General features: G+C 61.0%; 16 protein-coding genes, 1 other RNA gene and 1 pseudogene. 11 read left to right on the top strand and 7 right to left on the bottom strand.

The genetic code is table 11. The features are described 5' to 3' along the window. Nucleotides 1-3 precede the first annotated feature (3 nt). The 4 genes from HCU66_RS21620 to HCU66_RS21605 form a co-directional block, all read right to left on the bottom strand. Complete coding sequence (locus HCU66_RS21620) at nt 4-609, bottom strand: 5-formyltetrahydrofolate cyclo-ligase (protein ID WP_205890486.1); 606 nt, start codon at nt 607-609, stop codon at nt 4-6. Nucleotides 610-695: 86 nt separating this feature from the next. Further along, a non-coding RNA gene (ssrS, locus tag HCU66_RS21615) (6S RNA) lies at nt 696-874 on the bottom strand. 30 nt (nt 875-904) lie between these two features. Next, entirely contained in the window at nt 905-1,222 is a 318-nt protein-coding gene (locus HCU66_RS21610) for a cell division protein ZapA (protein ID WP_090326411.1), read from the bottom strand. Continuing rightward, nucleotides 1,219-1,428 (bottom strand): TIGR02449 family protein, encoded by a 210-nt coding sequence (locus HCU66_RS21605; protein WP_007940359.1) that lies wholly within the window; start codon nt 1,426-1,428, stop codon nt 1,219-1,221. The genes HCU66_RS21610 and HCU66_RS21605 overlap by 4 nt, the downstream gene beginning before the upstream one ends. A 128-nt stretch (nt 1,429-1,556) precedes the next feature. Here HCU66_RS21605 and HCU66_RS21600 point away from each other — a divergent pair, with 128 nt between their 5' ends. From HCU66_RS21600 to gcvP, 10 genes and pseudogenes are all read left to right on the top strand, one after another. After that, complete coding sequence (locus HCU66_RS21600) at nt 1,557-2,111, top strand: YecA/YgfB family protein (protein ID WP_205890485.1); 555 nt, start codon at nt 1,557-1,559, stop codon at nt 2,109-2,111. 27 nt (nt 2,112-2,138) lie between these two features. After that, nucleotides 2,139-3,473 carry a Xaa-Pro aminopeptidase gene (gene pepP / locus HCU66_RS21595; protein WP_030129073.1) on the top strand — a complete coding sequence of 445 codons (1,335 nt, stop codon included), beginning with the start codon at nt 2,139-2,141 and terminating at the stop codon, nt 3,471-3,473. Next, on the top strand, nt 3,470-4,657 hold the full coding sequence (ubiH, locus tag HCU66_RS21590; protein ID WP_205890484.1) for a 2-octaprenyl-6-methoxyphenyl hydroxylase: 1,188 nt from the start codon (nt 3,470-3,472) through the stop codon (nt 4,655-4,657). The genes pepP and ubiH overlap by 4 nt, the downstream gene beginning before the upstream one ends. A 10-nt stretch (nt 4,658-4,667) precedes the next feature. Further along, nucleotides 4,668-4,763: pseudogene (locus tag HCU66_RS27190) on the top strand (tetrameric acyl-CoA thioesterase); the annotation flags it as partial. Between the two features lie 9 nt (nt 4,764-4,772). Beyond that, entirely contained in the window at nt 4,773-5,990 is a 1,218-nt protein-coding gene (locus HCU66_RS21585; RefSeq protein ID WP_205890505.1) for a 2-octaprenyl-3-methyl-6-methoxy-1,4-benzoquinol hydroxylase, read from the top strand. A 164-nt stretch (nt 5,991-6,154) separates the two neighbouring features. After that, nucleotides 6,155-7,159: an extracellular solute-binding protein gene (locus tag HCU66_RS21580; RefSeq protein ID WP_123360961.1), complete on the top strand. Its 1,005-nt coding sequence runs from the start codon at nt 6,155-6,157 to the stop codon at nt 7,157-7,159. A gap of 147 nt (nt 7,160-7,306) precedes the next feature. Then, nucleotides 7,307-8,923 carry an ABC transporter permease gene (locus HCU66_RS21575; protein WP_205890483.1) on the top strand — a complete coding sequence of 539 codons (1,617 nt, stop codon included), beginning with the start codon at nt 7,307-7,309 and terminating at the stop codon, nt 8,921-8,923. Between the two features lie 316 nt (nt 8,924-9,239). Continuing rightward, complete coding sequence (gene gcvT / locus HCU66_RS21570) at nt 9,240-10,340, top strand: glycine cleavage system aminomethyltransferase GcvT (protein WP_205890482.1); 1,101 nt, start codon at nt 9,240-9,242, stop codon at nt 10,338-10,340. A gap of 50 nt (nt 10,341-10,390) precedes the next feature. After that, entirely contained in the window at nt 10,391-10,774 is a 384-nt protein-coding gene (gene gcvH, locus HCU66_RS21565) for a glycine cleavage system protein GcvH (RefSeq protein ID WP_205890481.1), read from the top strand. A gap of 138 nt (nt 10,775-10,912) precedes the next feature. After that, nucleotides 10,913-13,786: an aminomethyl-transferring glycine dehydrogenase gene (gene gcvP / locus HCU66_RS21560; RefSeq protein WP_205890480.1), complete on the top strand. Its 2,874-nt coding sequence runs from the start codon at nt 10,913-10,915 to the stop codon at nt 13,784-13,786. Nucleotides 13,787-13,968: 182 nt separating this feature from the next. Here the strand turns inward: gcvP and HCU66_RS21555 are convergent, their stop codons facing one another. The 3 genes from HCU66_RS21555 to HCU66_RS21545 form a co-directional block, all read right to left on the bottom strand. Further along, nucleotides 13,969-14,289: a DUF2388 domain-containing protein gene (locus HCU66_RS21555; RefSeq protein ID WP_205890479.1), complete on the bottom strand. Its 321-nt coding sequence runs from the start codon at nt 14,287-14,289 to the stop codon at nt 13,969-13,971. Between the two features lie 84 nt (nt 14,290-14,373). Then, a complete protein-coding gene (gene tfpB, locus HCU66_RS21550) occupies nt 14,374-16,158 on the bottom strand; it encodes a type IV pilus assembly ATPase TfpB (protein ID WP_205890478.1) in 1,785 nt (594 codons plus the stop codon). Nucleotides 16,159-16,248: 90 nt separating this feature from the next. Further along, complete coding sequence (locus HCU66_RS21545; protein WP_205890477.1) at nt 16,249-16,587, bottom strand: hypothetical protein; 339 nt, start codon at nt 16,585-16,587, stop codon at nt 16,249-16,251. Nucleotides 16,588-16,713: 126 nt separating this feature from the next. Between HCU66_RS21545 and HCU66_RS21540 the strand changes: the two genes are divergently transcribed. After that, a complete protein-coding gene (locus tag HCU66_RS21540; protein ID WP_018927598.1) occupies nt 16,714-17,184 on the top strand; it encodes an Lrp/AsnC family transcriptional regulator in 471 nt (156 codons plus the stop codon). Nucleotides 17,185-17,201: the final 17 nt, after the last annotated feature.

Below are 17,201 nucleotides of genomic sequence, written 5' to 3'. Positions count from 1 at the left end.
CGTCTAGCCCGCGAAATACCACGCCTTGTCCGTGACCGTTCCCTGCAGCGGTACATCCCAGCTCGCCTGAGCCAATCGTTGAACCTTCTGACATTCGTGGGCCAGGCCCAGCAGGGTCGGCTTACGCCAGTTATTGCGGCGCGCCAGATACGCCAGGCTTCGGTCGTAGAAGCCGCCGCCCATCCCCAGGCGTCCGCCGACATCGTCGAATCCCACCAACGGCAACAACACCAGATCCAGCGCCCAGACCTTGCGTTGCCGGGCAACGTTGTAGCGGGGTTCAGGAATACGGAAACGGTTGGGTTTGAATCTTTCGCCGGGACGGATCCGCTGGAACACCATTTTGGTTTGCGGCCAGGCACTGAGCACCGGCAAATACGTCGCCTTGCCCCGACGTTGCGCGGCACGCATCAGCAGGCGCGGATCGATTTCACCGTCGGCGGGCAGGTACAGGGAGATGTGTTTCGCGCGGCGGAACTGCGGGTGTTGGGCCAATTGCTTATACAGCCCGCGAGCCGCCTCGCGCTGCTGACTGGGCGTCAGTGCGCGGCGGGCCTTGCGCAGCATGCGTCGAAGTTGCGGTCGGGGCAGCAGCGCAGGTTCGGTCATGGATTCAGGCTTCGGAAGTGCGAGTACTGAAAGCGTACCCGTAAAAACACCGATGCCGGTATAAAAACCGGCATCGGATTGAAATCAGGCTCCCCGGATGAACCGCTGTCGACTTAGCCCTTGAACCCGAAAGTTCAAGGTGGAAGATGCAGTAGGCTTTAAGGCTTTCCGTCTAGCGGACATGCACACCAGCCCAACGTGCAACCTCCAGGGTAGTGCGAATCGGCTCAGGGACGTCGTCAACTGGCAAGCACCCCAGGGAGTGATGCGAGTATAACTCAAGCGGCCCGGCGAATCAGCCCTTGGTGACATCCGGATCGGTCGACAGCACCAGATCGACGCGGTCCAGCAGGTCGCGAACCTGCTCTCGGGTCGAGCTGCTGGCCTGCACATCCGGGCGTTCTTCCTTGTGCAGAAGATCGTGCGTGATATTCAGCGCGGCCATCACGGCAATTCGATCGGCGCCGATGACTTTGCCGCTGCTGCGGATTTCGCGCATCTTGCCGTCCAGGTAACGGGCAGCGCTCACCAGGTTGCTGCGCTCTTCCTGGGGGCAGATGATCGAATATTCTTTGTCGAGGATCTGCACGGTAACGCTATTGCTTGAACTCATGAGTCTTGCTCCAGGGCCTTGAGGCGCGAAATCATCGATTCGACCTTACGCCGGGCGATTTCATTTTTTTCAATGAGGTGCGCGCGTTCCTCGCGCCAGGTTTTTTCTTGAGCTAGTAAGAGTGCGTTTTGACTCTTTAGTTGCTCGACTCGGGTAATCAGCAGCTCGAGTCTGGCCATCAGCGCTTGCAGGTCGGTGTCTTCCATTGTGTCCACTGAATTTGTGACTGATGGGTGGTAACAGCCGGACAGCCTTTAATAGTCTTGGCGAGTCTGTCGATGTAGGATACAAGGCCTTCATTCTAGACATAGCGCCGTCTGGCGCCTAGCTGCCCATGCCCATTAAGAATTCTCCGTACCAAGCTTTTGCCACCCTGTTGAGCACCAGCGGCCATCCCGTCTCGCCTGCCGAACTGCACGGCCTGTTGCTCGGTCGCAGTTGCGCCGGTGCCGGCTTCGAAGCCGACAGCTGGTTGGCAGACGCCGCCGAGCTACTCGAAGGCGAGCCGCAAGACAACGTTCGCAACGCCTTGATCGGCCTGCAAGAGATGGTCAAGGGCGAGCTCACCAGCGACGACATGACCGTTGTTCTGCTGCTGCCGAGCGACGACGCGCCGCTCACCGAGCGTGCGGCTGCACTGGGCCAGTGGTGCCAGGGCTTCCTCACCGGCTTCGGTTTGACCCGCCGCGAGTATGCCTTGAGCTCTGAAGCCACCGAAGTGCTGCAGGATCTGGCCGCCATTTCTCAGGTGCAAGACGCCCTGGAAGAGTCCGACGACGGCGAAAGCGACTACATGGAAGTCATGGAGTACCTGCGGGTCGCGCCGCTGCTGCTGTTCACCGAAACCAAGAAAACCGACGAAGCAGCCGCCAAACCGTCGTTGCATTAATCGCGAGCCAGGAAAAGCCATCTGCCCATGATTCATATCCCGAAATCGGAATACAGCCGTCGCCGCAAGGCGCTGATGGCGCAGATGGAACCCAACAGCATCGCCATTCTGCCCGCCGCTGCGGTTGCCATTCGCAACCGTGACGTCGAGCACGTTTACCGTCAGGACAGCGACTTCCAGTACCTCAGCGGCTTTCCCGAACCTCAGGCCGTCATCGTTTTGATGCCCGGCCGTGAGCACGGTGAATACGTGCTGTTTTGCCGGGAACGTAATGCCGAACGGGAATTGTGGGACGGCTTGCGCGCTGGCCAGGAAGGCGCTATCCGTGACTTTGGCGCCGACGACGCATTCCCCATCACCGATATCGACGACATCCTGCCGGGCCTGATCGAAGGCCGCGACCGGGTGTATTCGGCCATGGGCAGCAACCCGGAGTTCGATCGGCATCTGATGGACTGGATCAACGTGATCCGCTCCAAAGCGCACCTCGGCGCCCAGCCGCCGAATGAATTCGTTGCCCTGGATCATCTGCTTCACGACATGCGCCTGTATAAATCGGCGGCAGAAGTGAAAGTGATGCGCGAAGCCGCACGGATTTCCGCCCAGGCCCATATTCGGGCGATGCAGGCCAGCCGTGCCGGTTTGCATGAATTCAGCCTCGAAGCCGAACTCGATTACGAGTTCCGCAAGGGCGGGGCGAAGATGCCGGCCTACGGTTCGATCGTCGCCGCCGGGCGCAACAGCTGCATCCTGCATTACCAGCAGAATGATGCGGTGCTCAAGGACGGCGATCTGGTGCTGATCGACGCCGGATGCGAGATCGACTGCTACGCCAGCGATATCACCCGCACCTGGCCGGTCAACGGCAAATATTCACCGGAACAGAAGGCGATCTACGAGCTGGTGCTGGCTTCCCAGGAAGCGGCGTTTGCCGAGATCGCGCCGAACAAACACTGGAACCAGGCGCACGAGGCCACGGTTCGGGTCATTACCGCGGGCCTTGTGAAGTTGGGTCTGTTGCAGGGTGATGTCGACGAACTGATCGCCAGCGAAGCCTACAAGGCGTTTTACATGCACCGCGCCGGCCACTGGCTGGGCATGGATGTGCATGACGTCGGCGAGTACAAGGTCGGCGGCGAATGGCGCGTGCTGGAGGTCGGCATGGCGCTGACGGTCGAGCCGGGCATTTACATTGCCGCGGACAACCAGAGCGTGGCGAAGAAATGGCGCGGCATTGGCGTGCGCATCGAGGACGACGTGGTGGTGACCAAAACCGGTTGTGAAATCCTGACCAACGGCGTGCCGAAAACGGTCGCCGAGATCGAGGCCTTGATGGCCGCCGCGCGGACACAAGCGGCATGAGTCGAGTCAATCTGGCAATCATCGGCGGTGGCCTGGTCGGCGCCAGCCTGGCGTTGGCTTTACAGGCCGGGGCCAAGGCCCGTGGCTGGAAGATCGTGCTGATCGAACCGTTTGCCCCCGGCCACACGTACCAACCGAGCTATGACGCCCGTTCTTCGGCGCTGTCGTTCGGCGCCCGGCAGATTTATCAGCGGTTGGGCGTGTGGCAGGCAATCTCCCGCCGCGCCGAGCCGATCAAGCAGATTCATGTCTCCGACCGTGGACGTTTTTCCACCGCGCGGTTGTCGGCGATGGAAGAGGGCGTTCCGGCGTTGGGTTATGTGGTGGAAAACGCCTGGCTCGGCCAATGCCTCTGGCAAAGTCTGGACACGGACGTGGTCAGTTGGCGGTGCCCGGCGCAAGTCACCGGCATGGAACCGTTGACCGACGGCTATCGCCTGACGCTCGACGATGAAACCCTGCTGGATTGCGACCTCGCAGTGTTGGCTGATGGTGGTCGTTCGGGCCTGCGTGAACAACTGGGGGTCGGCATCAAGAAACGCCCGTACAACCAGAGCGCGCTGATCGCCAACATCACCCCGAGCGAAGCGCACAACGGCATGGCCTTCGAACGCTTCACCGACGACGGCCCGATGGCCTTGTTGCCGCTGCCGGAAAACCGCTGCGCTCTGGTCTGGACCCGTCTTGGCCTGGATGCGCAACGGCTGGCGGCCCTTGATGAACGCAGCTTTCTCAGCGAGTTGCAGGGTGTGTTCGGTTATCGCCTCGGCACATTGAAACAAGTCGGCGTGCGGAACTTGTATCCGCTGTCGCTGATTGAAGCCGAGGAGCAAGTTCGTCCGCATCTGGTGATCCTCGGCAACGCCGCCCACAGTCTGCACCCGATTGCCGGGCAAGGGTTCAATCTGTCCCTGCGCGATGCCCAGGCCTTGGCCGACACGTTGTTGGGCAGCGAGGCCGCGCTCGGTGACTTCACTACCTTGCAGGCTTACCGCGAGCATCAGCGAATGGATCAGAACCTGACCGTGGGTTTCTCCGATCAGGTCACCCGGTTGTTCGGCAGCACCCAGCCACTGGTTTCCCTGGGCCGCAACATCGGTCTGCTCGGCCTTGATCTGCTGCCCCCGGCCAAGCGCTGGTTTGCCCGGCAGGCCATGGGGTTGGGGACGCGTCCCGATGTTTAAGCGAGCGCACCTGCAAGTTGTTATTCACGACGGCGCGGGCACTTTGGTGGCGCGGGTCGAAAAAAACCTTTATGTGCGGCTCAGGCCGCAAGCGAGACAGGCTTAAAGCATGGAAATGCGCGCAGATCTGCTGATTGTCGGGGCCGGAATGGTCGGCAGCGCCCTGGCGCTGGCGTTACAGAACAGCGGGCTCGAAGTCCTGCTGCTGGATGGCAGCCCCCTGAGCGTCAAACCCTTCGATGGGCAGGCACCGTTCGAACCACGGGTGAGCGCCTTGTCGGCGGCCAGTCAGCGCATACTCGAACGCCTGGGCGTCTGGGACGGCATCGTCAGCCGGCGCAACAGCCCCTACACCGACATGCACGTCTGGGACGGCAGCGGCACCGGGCAGATCCATTTCTCGGCGACCAGTGTGCATGCCGACGTGCTTGGGCATATCGTCGAGAATCGCGTGGTTCAGGACGCCTTGCTCGACCGGCTGCACGACTGCGACCTCGGGATGCTGGCCAATGCACGGCTGGAGCAGATGCGCCGCTCTGGTGACGACTGGCTGCTGACTCTGGCCGATGGCCGCACGTTGCGGGCGCCTTTGGTGATCGCGGCGGATGGCGCCAACTCGGCGGTGCGGCGTCTGACCGGCGTTGCGACCCGCGAGTGGGATTACATGCACCACGCAATCGTCACCAGTGTGCGCAGCTCAAAACCTCATCAAATGACTGCCTGGCAGCGCTTTACCGACAATGGTCCACTGGCGTTTCTGCCGCTGGAACGCAATGGCGAGCACGATTGGTGTTCGATCGTCTGGTCGACCACCCCAAGCGAAGCCGAACGCCTGATGGCGCTGGACGACGAAGGCTTCTGCAAGGAGCTGGAACGGGCCTTCGAAGGCTGCCTCGGCACGGTCCTCAGCGCCGACCCGCGTTTGTGCGTGCCGCTGCGTCAACGCCATGCCAAGCGTTATGTGGCTGAAGGCCTGGCGCTGATCGGCGATGCGGCCCACACGATCCATCCGTTGGCCGGGCAGGGCGTAAACCTCGGTTTCCTCGATGCCGCGGTGTTGGCCGAAGTGCTGCTGCAAGCGGCCGCGCGCGGCGAGCGGTTGGCGGACGTGAAAGTGCTCAGTCGTTACGAGCGTCGGCGCATGCCCCACAATCTGGCGTTGATGGCGGCGATGGAAGGGTTCGAGCGTTTGTTCCAGGCCGACCCGTTGCCGGTGCGCTGGTTGCGCAATACAGGGTTGAAGATGGTTGACCAGATGCCTGAAGCCAAAGCGTTGTTCGTGCGCGAAGCGCTTGGGTTGATCGGGGATCTGCCGGCATTGGCCAAGGCCTGAGGTATTCATTGACGCTGATGGCCTCATCGCGAGCAGGCCGGCACATTCACCGCAAATGTCCATCGTGCAACATCTGGTAACGCCTCCACCCACTGTTCGATTGAGAAGCTAAATGTGAGTCCTTATCATTTGTCCTCACTTCCCTGATTCGAGAGACCGCTTCCATGTTGGCACCCAAGCGTCTACTGACTGCACTGGCCCTGACCCTGATCGGCAGTACTGCCGCCCAGGCCGCCGACGAGGTGGTGGTTTACTCCTCGCGGATCGATGAGCTGATCAAACCGGTCTTCGATGCCTACACCCAGAAAACCGGCGTGCAGGTGAAGTTCATCACCGACAAGGAAGCGCCGCTGATGCAGCGGATCAAGGCCGAGGGCGAAAACGCCACTGCCGACCTGCTGCTGACCGTCGATGCCGGCAACCTCTGGCAGGCCGAGCAGATGGGCATCCTCCAGCCGTTCACGTCCAAGGTGATCGACGCCAACATCCCGCTGCAATACCGCGCGTCCTCCCATGCCTGGACCGGCCTGAGCCTGCGGGCGCGGACCATCGCCTACTCCACCGACCGGGTAAAACCCGGTGAGCTGACCACCTACGAGGCGCTGGCCGACAAACAGTGGGAAGGCCGCCTGTGCCTGCGCACGGCGAAGAAGGTCTACAACCAGTCGCTGACCGCTACCATGATCGAAGTCCATGGCGCCGAGAAAACCGAGAAGATCCTCAAGGGCTGGGTCAACAATCTGTCCACCGATGTGTTCTCCGACGACATCGCCGTGCTCGAGGCAATCAACGCCGGTCAGTGCGACGTCGGCATCGTCAACACTTACTACTACGGTCGTCTGCACAAGCAGAAGCCGGACCTGCCAGTAAAACTGTTCTGGCCGAATCAGGGCGACCGTGGCGTGCACGTCAACCTGTCGGGCATTGGCCTGACCAAACATGCGCCGCACCCGGAAGCCGCCAAGGCGCTGGTGGAGTGGATGACCACGCCTGAAGCGCAGAAGATTTTCGCCGACGTGAACCAGGAGTTCCCGGCCAACCCTGCTGTCCAGCCTTCAGCTGAAGTCGCGAGCTGGGGCAAGTTTGTCGCCGATACCTTGCCGGTGGAGATCGCGGGCAAGCGTCAGGCTGAAGCGATCCGGATGATGGATCGGGCTGGCTGGAACTGAGTCTGTCGATATACTGCGCTGGCCCGATCGTTCCCACGCACTGTGGGAATGCATCCACCGACGCTCCGCGTCGAGGCGTGACGCAGAGCGTCACAAGAGGTGTGCCCACGCAGAGCGTGGGCACAATCATTTAAACGAGAACTTTCCTTGGCCCACCCCGCCCAACGCCGCTGGTATCCCCTGGTCTTCGCCATTGCTGCGCTGGTCCTGCTGCCGCTGAGCGTCCTGCTTCTTTCCTGGCAAACCATCGATCAGCAGATCTGGTCCCACCTGTGGGATACACAGATGCCGCGGCTGCTGGGCAATACCCTCACTCTGGTCATCGGCGTTGGCATCGGCGTAACGCTGCTGGGCGTCAGCCTGGCCTGGCTCACCAGCCTCTGCGAATTCCCCGGGCGGCGTTGGCTGGATTGGGCGTTGATGCTGCCGTTCGCGATTCCTGCCTACGTGCTGGCGTTCGTCTTCGTCGGCCTGCTGGATTTCGCCGGCCCGGTGCAAACCTTCCTGCGCGAGTGGTTTGGCAACGGTCTGAGGCTGCCGCGAGTGCGCTCCACCGGCGGCGTGATTCTGGTGTTGGTGCTGGTCTTCTATCCCTACGTTTACCTGTTGGCGCGCACCGCATTCCTGGCCCAGGGCAAAGGCCTGATGGAAGCGGCGCGAGTCCTCGGGCAATCCCCGTGGCAGGCGTTCTGGCGGGTTGCGTTGCCCATGGCGCGTCCGGCGATCGGCGCGGGGGTGGCGTTGGCGCTGATGGAGACCCTGGCGGATTTCGGTGCGGTGTCGGTGTTCAACTTCGATACGTTCACCACCGCTATCTACAAGACCTGGTATGGCTTTTTCAGTCTCTCCACTGCCGCGCAACTGGCCAGCCTGTTGCTGTTGGTGGTGATGGTCGTGTTGTATGGCGAGCGCCGCGCTCGGGGAGCCAATCGGGCGAGCAATGAACGGCCACGGGTCAAGGCGTTGTATCACCTGCGCGGGATTAAGGCGCTGGCGGCCATGAGCTGGTGTGGTCTGGTGTTCGCCTGCGCTTTCGTCATTCCCGTGCTGCAACTGGTGGTGTGGTTCTGGCAACGCGGGCGCTTCGATCTGGACGAGCGTTATGCCGGGTTGATCGTGCACACCCTGTACCTGGGCGGCATGGCGGCACTGATCACCGTCAGCGTCGCGCTGGTACTGGCCTTTGCCCGTCGATTGGCTCCGACCCGGGCCATCCGTTCCGGCATCAGCCTGGCTAACCTCGGCTATGCCTTGCCGGGCTCGGTATTGGCGGTGTCGATCATGCTGGCGTTCAGTTACCTGGATCGCGAACTGGTGATTCCGCTGTCGGGCTGGCTTGGCGGCGCGGGCAAACCATTACTGCTGGGCAGTCTGTCGGCGTTGTTGCTGGCCTATCTGGTGCGATTCATTGCCGTGGCTTATGGGCCGCTGGAAAGCAGCCTGGCGCGAATACGGCCTTCTTTGCCCGAAGCGGCACGTAGCCTTGGCGTCAGTGGGCCACGACTGTTTTTCAAAGTGTATCTGCCGCTGCTGCTGCCGGGCACGTTGAGCGCTGCGTTGCTGGTGTTCGTCGACGTGCTCAAGGAAATGCCCGCGACCCTGCTGATGCGCCCGTTCGGATGGGACACGCTGGCAGTGCGGATCTTTGAAATGACCAGCGAAGGCGAGTGGGCCAGAGCCTCGTTACCGGCATTGACCCTGGTGTTGGTCGGGCTGTTACCGGTCATCGGATTGATCAGAAGGTCGGCACATCGAAACACTTAGGCGTCCTGTCTCACGAATCACTGTCCCGTTTTGACAGCGCCTATTATTGCCATGCTGCGTTGCCGCTCCTCGCCATAGCGAGCTATGACTCGTCGCGGCGCCTTGCCTGACAATAACAGTCACTCGTCAAACGCGGGACGGATTCGCGAGACAGGACGCTGTGCCAGTCCTACACCTTGCGGCTACAATGCGCGGCATTCGGTGCGGTCCGTCTTCGAGACCGGGTTGCTGAAATCGGCTGAAAGCCTTTGTTTCAAGGCATTTCACCCCGTTCAACGCCTGTCCGCACCTTCGCCACGCCCGGAAGGAGAAACCCATGGGACAGCGTACGCCTCTGTATGACCTTCATCTCGCCCTCGGCGCGAAGATGGTCGATTTTGGCGGTTGGGATATGCCCTTGCATTACGGCTCGCAGGTCGAGGAACACCATCAGGTGCGCCGCGATTGCGGGGTTTTCGATGTATCCCACATGACCGTGATTGATGTTGGCGGCCCCCAAGCCAAGGCCTGGCTTCAATATTTACTGGCCAATGACGTCGAACGTCTGCACAGCCCCGGCCGTGCCTTGTACAGCGCCATGCTCAACAAGCACGGCGGCATCGTCGACGACATGATCGTCTACCGTCTCGAGGACGGCTATCGGCTGGTGGTCAACGCCTCCACCCGCAATCAGGATCTGGCCTGGATGCAGGCTCATCTCGCCGACTTCAATGCGCAGCTCAACGAGAATGTGCAGCTCAACGAGCGCTCCGAGCTGGCGATGCTGGCCATTCAAGGGCCTCATGCCCGGCACAAGATTGCCGAACTGGTGACCCAGTCCCGCGGCACGCTGATCCAGCAACTCAAACCTTTCGAAGGTCAGGCCGACGGTGACTGGTTCATCGCGCGCACCGGTTATACCGGCGAGGACGGTCTTGAGATCGTGCTGCCGGCCGAGCAGGCGCCGGGCTTCTTCAACGATCTGGTGGGCGCTGGTATTTCCCCGATTGGCCTCGGGGCGCGCGATACCTTGCGGGTTGAAGCCGGCATGAACCTCTATGGTCAGGACATCGATCAAGACGTTTCGCCATTGGCCTCCAACATGGCCTGGAGCATTGCCTGGGAACCGGCTACGCGCCAGTTCATCGGCCGCACGGCCCTGGAAGCCGAGCAGGCCGCTGGCGTGCAGCACAAACTGGTCGGTCTGGTCCTTGAAGAGCGTGGTGTTTTGCGTGCTCATCAGGTGGTCCGCATCGCTGATGTTGGCGAAGGGGAGATCACCAGTGGTAGTTTCTCTCCTACGCTTAGCAAGTCGATTGCACTGGCGCGCGTACCGGCGGCCACCGCCGACCGCGCCGAAGTGGAAATCCGTGGCAAGTGGTACCCGGTTCGAGTGGTCAAACCGACCTTCGTACGCCACGGCAAAACCTTGATCTAACCTTTTTTGGCGGGCAATGACCGCCGACATTTTTCTTGAGGACACAGAACATGAGCGAAATCCCTGTCGACCTGCGTTATGCCGAAAGTCACGAATGGGCCCGTCTAGACCATGATGGCGGCGTGAAAGTGGGTATTTCAGACCATGCTCAGGAAGCCTTGGGTGACGTAGTGTTCGTTGAGCTGCCGGAAATCGGCAAAGTGTTCGCTGCCGGCGAGGCGGCGGGTGTCGTCGAGTCAGTCAAGGCCGCGTCCGATATCTACTCGCCCGTCTCCGGTACAGTCATTGCCGTCAACGAAGAGTTGGCCAATAGCCCGGAACTGGTCAACAGTGCGCCCTATGACAGCTGGTTCTTCAAACTCGAGCCAAGCGATACCTCGGAACTGAACAACCTGCTCGACCCGGTGGGCTACAAGGCCGCCATCGGCGAGTAATCCTCGCCAGGCAGGAGCTGCCTTCGGCAGCTCCTGCCTCGTTTACCGACTCCTTCTTCATGGCTCCCCGACATCGACTGCTATGCTGGTTTGACCGCATTGCATCGACGCCGAGCGCCAGTCAAGAGAGAGCCCGTCATGTCCCAGTTGCCGTCCTTGAGCCAGTTACGCGACCCCAATACCTTCCTGCGCCGCCACTTGGGCCCCGATGCCGCCGAGCAGCAGGCAATGCTCGACAGCCTCGGCCTTGGCAGCCGCGTCGAGTTGATCGAGCAGACGGTGCCGCCGGGAATCCGCCTCAACCGGCCGCTGGACTTGCCGCCGGCCCTCGACGAAGAAGCCGCGCTGGCCAAACTGCGCAGCTATGCCGAGCAGAACCAGGTCTGGACCAGCCTCATCGGCATGGGCTATCACGGCACCCTCACGCCGGCCGTCATCCTGCGCAACGTGCTGGAAAATCCCGGTTGGTACACCGCCTACACGCCTTATCAACCGGAGATTGCCCAAGGTCGGCTCGAAGCGTTGCTGAATTTCCAGCAGATGACCATCGACCTGACCGGCCTGGAACTGGCCAACGCTTCGTTGCTGGATGAAGCCACGGCAGCAGCCGAGGCCATGGCGCTGGCCAAGCGCGTGGCAAAGTCCAAAAGCAATCTGTTCTTCATCGACGAAAACTGCCATCCGCAGACGATTTCCGTGGTGCAGACCCGGGCCGAAGGGTTCGGTTTCGAGCTGATCGTCGACGCTGTGGATAACTTGAAACAGCACCAGGTGTTCGGCGCGTTGCTGCAATATCCCGACACCCATGGCGAAATTCGCGATCTGCGTCCTCTGATCGATCACTTGCATGCCCAACAAGCTCTGGCTTGCGTCGCCACCGACCTGCTCAGCCTGTTGTTGCTGACTCCGCCGGGAGAGTTGGGCGCCGATGTGGTGTTCGGTTCATCCCAGCGCTTCGGCGTGCCCATGGGTTACGGTGGCCCCCACGCAGCGTTTTTTGCCAGCCGCGATGAATACAAGCGGGCGATTCCCGGGCGGATCATCGGCGTATCGAAAGATGCTCGCGGCAACGTGGCCTTGCGCATGGCCCTGCAAACCCGCGAGCAACATATTCGCCGGGAGAAGGCCAACTCCAATATCTGCACCGCCCAGGTGTTGCTGGCCAATATCGCCAGTTTCTATGCGGTCTATCACGGTCCGGAAGGGCTCAAAAATATTGCCCAGCGTGTCCATCGGCTGACCTGCATCCTCGCCGCCGGCCTGGAGCGCCACGGCATTACACGTGTGAACCCACACTTCTTCGACACCCTGACCCTGGAGGTCGGTGGCACTCAGACCGCGATCATCGAAAGTGCCCAGGCGGCGCAGATCAACTTGCGCATTCTCGGGCGCGGGCGGTTGGGCCTGAGCCTCGACGAAACCAGTGACGAAACCACCGTGGCGAAGCTGTTCGATGTGTTTCTCGGTGCCGACCATGGGCTCAACGTCGACGAACTGGACGCTGAAGCCTTGGTATCCGGTATTCCTGCAGGGTTGCAGCGCAGTACGCCCTATCTGCGTCATCCGGTGTTCAACGCTCATCACAGCGAAACCGAAATGCTGCGTTACTTGAAGCAGCTGGAAAACAAAGACCTGGCGCTCAATCAGTCGATGATCCCGCTGGGCTCTTGCACCATGAAGCTCAACGCCACCAGCGAGATGATCCCCATCACCTGGCCGCAGTTCGCCAACCTGCACCCGTTCGTGCCGAAAGAGCAGGTGGTGGGTTATTCGTTGATGATCGAGGAGCTGGAACGCTGGCTCTGCGCGATCACCGGTTTCGATGCGATCTGCATGCAGCCCAACTCGGGCGCTCAAGGCGAGTACGCCGGGTTGCTGGCGATCCGCAAATATCACGCGAGCCGCCATCAGGGCGCGCGGGATATCTGTCTGATCCCGTCTTCGGCCCACGGCACCAATCCGGCCTCGGCGCAAATGGCCGGGATGCGAGTGGTGATCGTCGAGTGCGACGAGGCGGGTAACGTTGATCTGGATGACCTGAAAGCCAAAGCCGCAGAGGCGGGGGACCATCTCGCCTGCCTGATGGCGACGTATCCTTCGACCCACGGGGTCTACGAAGAGGGCATCAGCCAGATCTGTGAAGTTATCCACAGCCATGGCGGTCAGGTGTACATGGATGGCGCCAACCTCAACGCGCAGGTCGGATTGGCGCGCCCGGCAGACATCGGTGCCGACGTGTCGCACATGAACCTGCACAAAACCTTCTGCATTCCCCATGGAGGAGGCGGGCCGGGGATGGGGCCAATCGGGGTTCGGGCGCACCTGGCGCCGTTTGTCGCCAATCACCCGGTGGTGCCGATCGAAGGTCCGCTGCCGGAGAACGGCGCAGTGAGCGCGGCCCCTTGGGGCAGTGCAAGCATTCTGCCCATCAGCTGGATGTACATCGCCATGATGGGACCGCAACTGGCGGATGCGAGTGAGGTGGCGATCCTTGCCGCGAATTACCTGGCGCAGCATTTGTCCGGGGCGTTTCCGGTGCTCTACACCGGGCGCAACGATCGGGTAGCCCACGAATGCATCCTCGACTTGCGACCTCTCAAGACGCTGACCGGGATCAGCGAAGAAGACGTGGCCAAACGGCTGATGGACTACGGTTTCCATGCGCCGACCATGTCGTTCCCGGTACCGGGAACATTGATGGTCGAGCCGACCGAGAGCGAGTCGAAGGCGGAGCTGGACCGTTTTATCGACGCGATGCTGAGCATTCGCGCGGAAATCAACGAAGTGCAGAACGGCAACTGGCCGGCGGAGGACAACCCGCTGAAGCGCTCGCCGCACACCCTGGCCGACATCACTGGCGTCTGGGAGCGACCGTACAGCATCGAGCAGGCGGTGACGCCGGATGCCCACACCAAGGCCCATAAGTACTGGCCGGTGGTAAACCGTGTGGACAATGTCTATGGCGACCGCAACCTGTTTTGCGCGTGTGTGCCGGTGGACGAATACCGCTGATAGGGGCGCGCTGATCGTTCCCACGCTTTGCGTGGGAATGCGTCCCGGGACGCTTCGCGTCCCAAGAGCGGGCGCAGAGCGTCCATGGCGGCGCTACCACGCGGAGCGTGGGAGCGATCATCGACAAATACGGGGCAAAAAAATGCCGCTCATGTGAGCGGCATTCAGTTAAGCAACGAACCTTATTTCGAGGCGATGGCATTCTTCGCCAGGATAGCGTTCGCCAACTCCATGTCCGTGGCTTGCAGGCCAGGGTTGTTGGCGCGGACTTTCTGCATCGCAGCTTCCAGGTACGGCCCGCGAATGGCGCCGTCACTGGCGACAAAGCTGCCGGCGTCGTCCTGGGCGGCGACGACCAGCTTGTGATCCCTGGAGGTCAGGTAGGACGAACCGGTGGTGGCACCGGAAGTAAGGACGCTCTGCCAAAAGCTGTCATCAGCCATCGCCGAACCGACTGGAAGGGACAACACGGCGAAGGTAGCGACAGCAAGTTTGAGACGCATAAAAGGTGACTCCACTGGGTTTTAACTGCGGGCTTTGATTGCCAATAACCCAATCGAGTTCCGTGACGTTAGTCGGCATCAGGTCTACTTCTGCTCACTCTGCGGCGTCACTCGCAACACCTCTTCGATCGTGGTCAACCCCGCCGCCACTTTCTGCGCCCCCGACAACCGCAAACTGCGCATGCCTTCCTTGAAGGCCTGACGCCGGACTGCCAGCAAATCGGTGTCGGGGTTGATCAGGGTTTTGATGCCGTCAGTCAGCTGCATGATTTCGTAAACCCCGGCGCGGCCGCGATAGCCGGTTTCGCGACATTCCAGGCAACCGATGGCGCGCTGGGCATTGCCCGGCAGTGGCGCTTGCCAGGGTCGAGTCAGGGTTTGCCAGTCGTCCTCGCCCAAGGTCAGCGGCGCCTTGCAATGCGGGCACAGGGTTCGGACCAGACGCTGAGCCATGACCCCGAGCACCGTGGCCTTGATCAGGTAATGCGGCACGCCGAGTTCCAGCAGGCGGCTGATAGCGCTCGGGGCATCGTTGGTGTGCAACGTCGACAACACCAGGTGGCCGGTGAGTGCCGCCTGAATCGCCATCTCGGCGGTTTCGAGGTCGCGGATCTCGCCGATCATGATGATGTCCGGGTCTTGCCGCATCAGCGCACGCACGCCGGCAGCGAAGGTCAGGTCGATGTTGTGCTGGACCTGCATCTGATTGAACGCCGGCTCAACCATTTCGATCGGGTCTTCAATGGTGCAGAGGTTGACCTCCGGCGTCGCCAGTTTCTTGAGGGTGGTGTACAGCGTGGTGGTCTTGCCCGAACCGGTCGGCCCGGTCACCAGAATGATGCCATTGGGTTGGCGGGTCATGTCTTGCCAGCGGCGCAGGTCATCGGCGGAAAATCCCAACTGATCGAAGTCCTTGAGCAGCACTTCCGGGTCGAAGATCCGCATGACCATTTTTTCGCCGAACGCCGTCGGTAATGTCGACAACCGCAACTCGACTTCGCCGCCATCCGGGGTTTTGGTTTTGACTCGACCGTCCTGGGGTTTGCGCTTTTCCGCGACGTTCATCCGCCCCAGGCTTTTCAGGCGGCTGACGATGGCCATGGTCACCTGCGGCGGGAATTGATAGACGTTGTGCAGCACGCCGTCGATGCGAAAGCGCACCGTGCCTTGCTCGCGCCGGGGTTCGATGTGGATATCGCTGGCCCGTTGCTGGAACGCGTACTGGAACAACCAATCGACGATGTTGACGATGTGCGCATCGTTGGCGTCTGGCTCCTGGTCGCTGGCGCCGAGGTTGAGCAACTGTTCGAAGTTGCCCAGGGTGCTTATTTGCTGATCGGCGTTGGTGGCGCCAGTGACCGATTTGGCCAGGCGGAAAAACTCCACGCTGAAGCGCTGGATGTCCACCGGGTTGGCCACCACGCGCTTGATAGGTAGCTTCAGCACGTGGGTCAGGTCGGCCTCCCAACTGCTGACGAAGGGCTGGGCGCTGGCCACGGTGACGGCGTCGCGGTCGATGGACACCGCCAGAATCTTGTGGCGTTGGGCGAAGGCATAGGACATCAACGGCGTAATGGCCGCGACATTGATTTTCAGCGGGTCGATGCGCAAATAAGGCTGGCCGGCCTGCTGAGACATCCAGAGCGTCAGGCTTTCCAGATCGAGGTGTTTGCCGGGACGGCTGAGGTCGTCCAGGTGCTGGCTGGCGATGAATTCCAGCGGGTGCTGTTGACCATTTATGGCGTGACGGCGGCGGGCGTTGAGTGCGTGTTCGGCTGAATCCTGGCTGATAAAGCCTTGGGCGACCAGTTCACGCAGCAAATCGTTAAGGTCCAGCCAGCGGTCCTGAGTGGCGAGTTGAACGGACATGCGGGCTCCTTATGAACAACCGTTCGCAAAGGATAGCCGCGCACCCGCAGACCGTTGGGCCACTACCCGACCAACACGTGTCGGGTTTTTTCAGCCTGTCGCGTGAGCAGGCTCTTGCCACGCAGAATCAGCCGCTTGCAGGTTCACCGAGCAGACGCTGATCAGGTTACGTAATTTTTCCGCGATCACTTGAGCACGGTGCCAGCTCAGGCCGTCCATGACGATATCGACCGACAGCAGATCGTCCATACGCTGCACGTTGACCTGCTGCGGCGTCAGAAACTGCAAGGCGAACAGGTTGAGCGCGCGGCACAGCAGATCCGGCTCGGCCTCGGCCAGCAGTTGGTATTGAACGCGGCAGTGGGCGTTGCCGACGTTCCAGACATCGGCGCGGGCGGGTGGGGTGTTCACGGCTTCTAAATGCGGCATGGTCGGTCTCCAAAATCACTGGAGGAATTTTTACATTCGGTGCCGGGTATTTCTTATCTATGATTGGGCTTATTGACCATTTATCGAATTGATCAATTCGATCTAGTACCCACAATAGGTTTTTCTATGCACAGCGAGCTGGATGGCTACGACCGCAAGATTCTCGCGTTGCTGCAAGAGGACGCTTCGCTCTCCAGCGCGCAGATCGCCGAACAGGTGGGGCTCTCGCAGTCGCCCTGCTGGCGGCGGATTCAGCGGATGAAGGAGGAGGGGATCATTCGTGGTCAGGTGACGTTGCTTGACCGCAAGAAAATCGGCCTCAACACGCAAATCTTCGCCGAGATCAAACTCAACGCCCACGGGCGCTCGAACTTCACCGAGTTCACCGAGGCGATCCGCGGCTTTCCCGAAGTGCTGGAATGTTATGTGCTGATGGGATCGGTGGATTTCCTGTTGCGGATCGTCACGGCGGACATCGAGGCTTATGAGCGCTTCTTCTTCGAGAAGCTGTCGATGGTGCCGGGGATACAGGAGGTCAACTCGATCGTGGCGTTGTCGGAAATCAAATCCACCACGAGTTTACCGGTGTTGCGCTGACACTGATCGTTCCCACG

The sequence above is a fragment of the Pseudomonas frederiksbergensis genome (assembly GCF_017114915.1).
Classification (GTDB): domain Bacteria; phylum Pseudomonadota; class Gammaproteobacteria; order Pseudomonadales; family Pseudomonadaceae; genus Aquipseudomonas; species Aquipseudomonas frederiksbergensis_I.
Note: the sequence above shows the minus strand (reverse complement) of the source record. Positions and strands in the feature narration are given on the sequence as shown.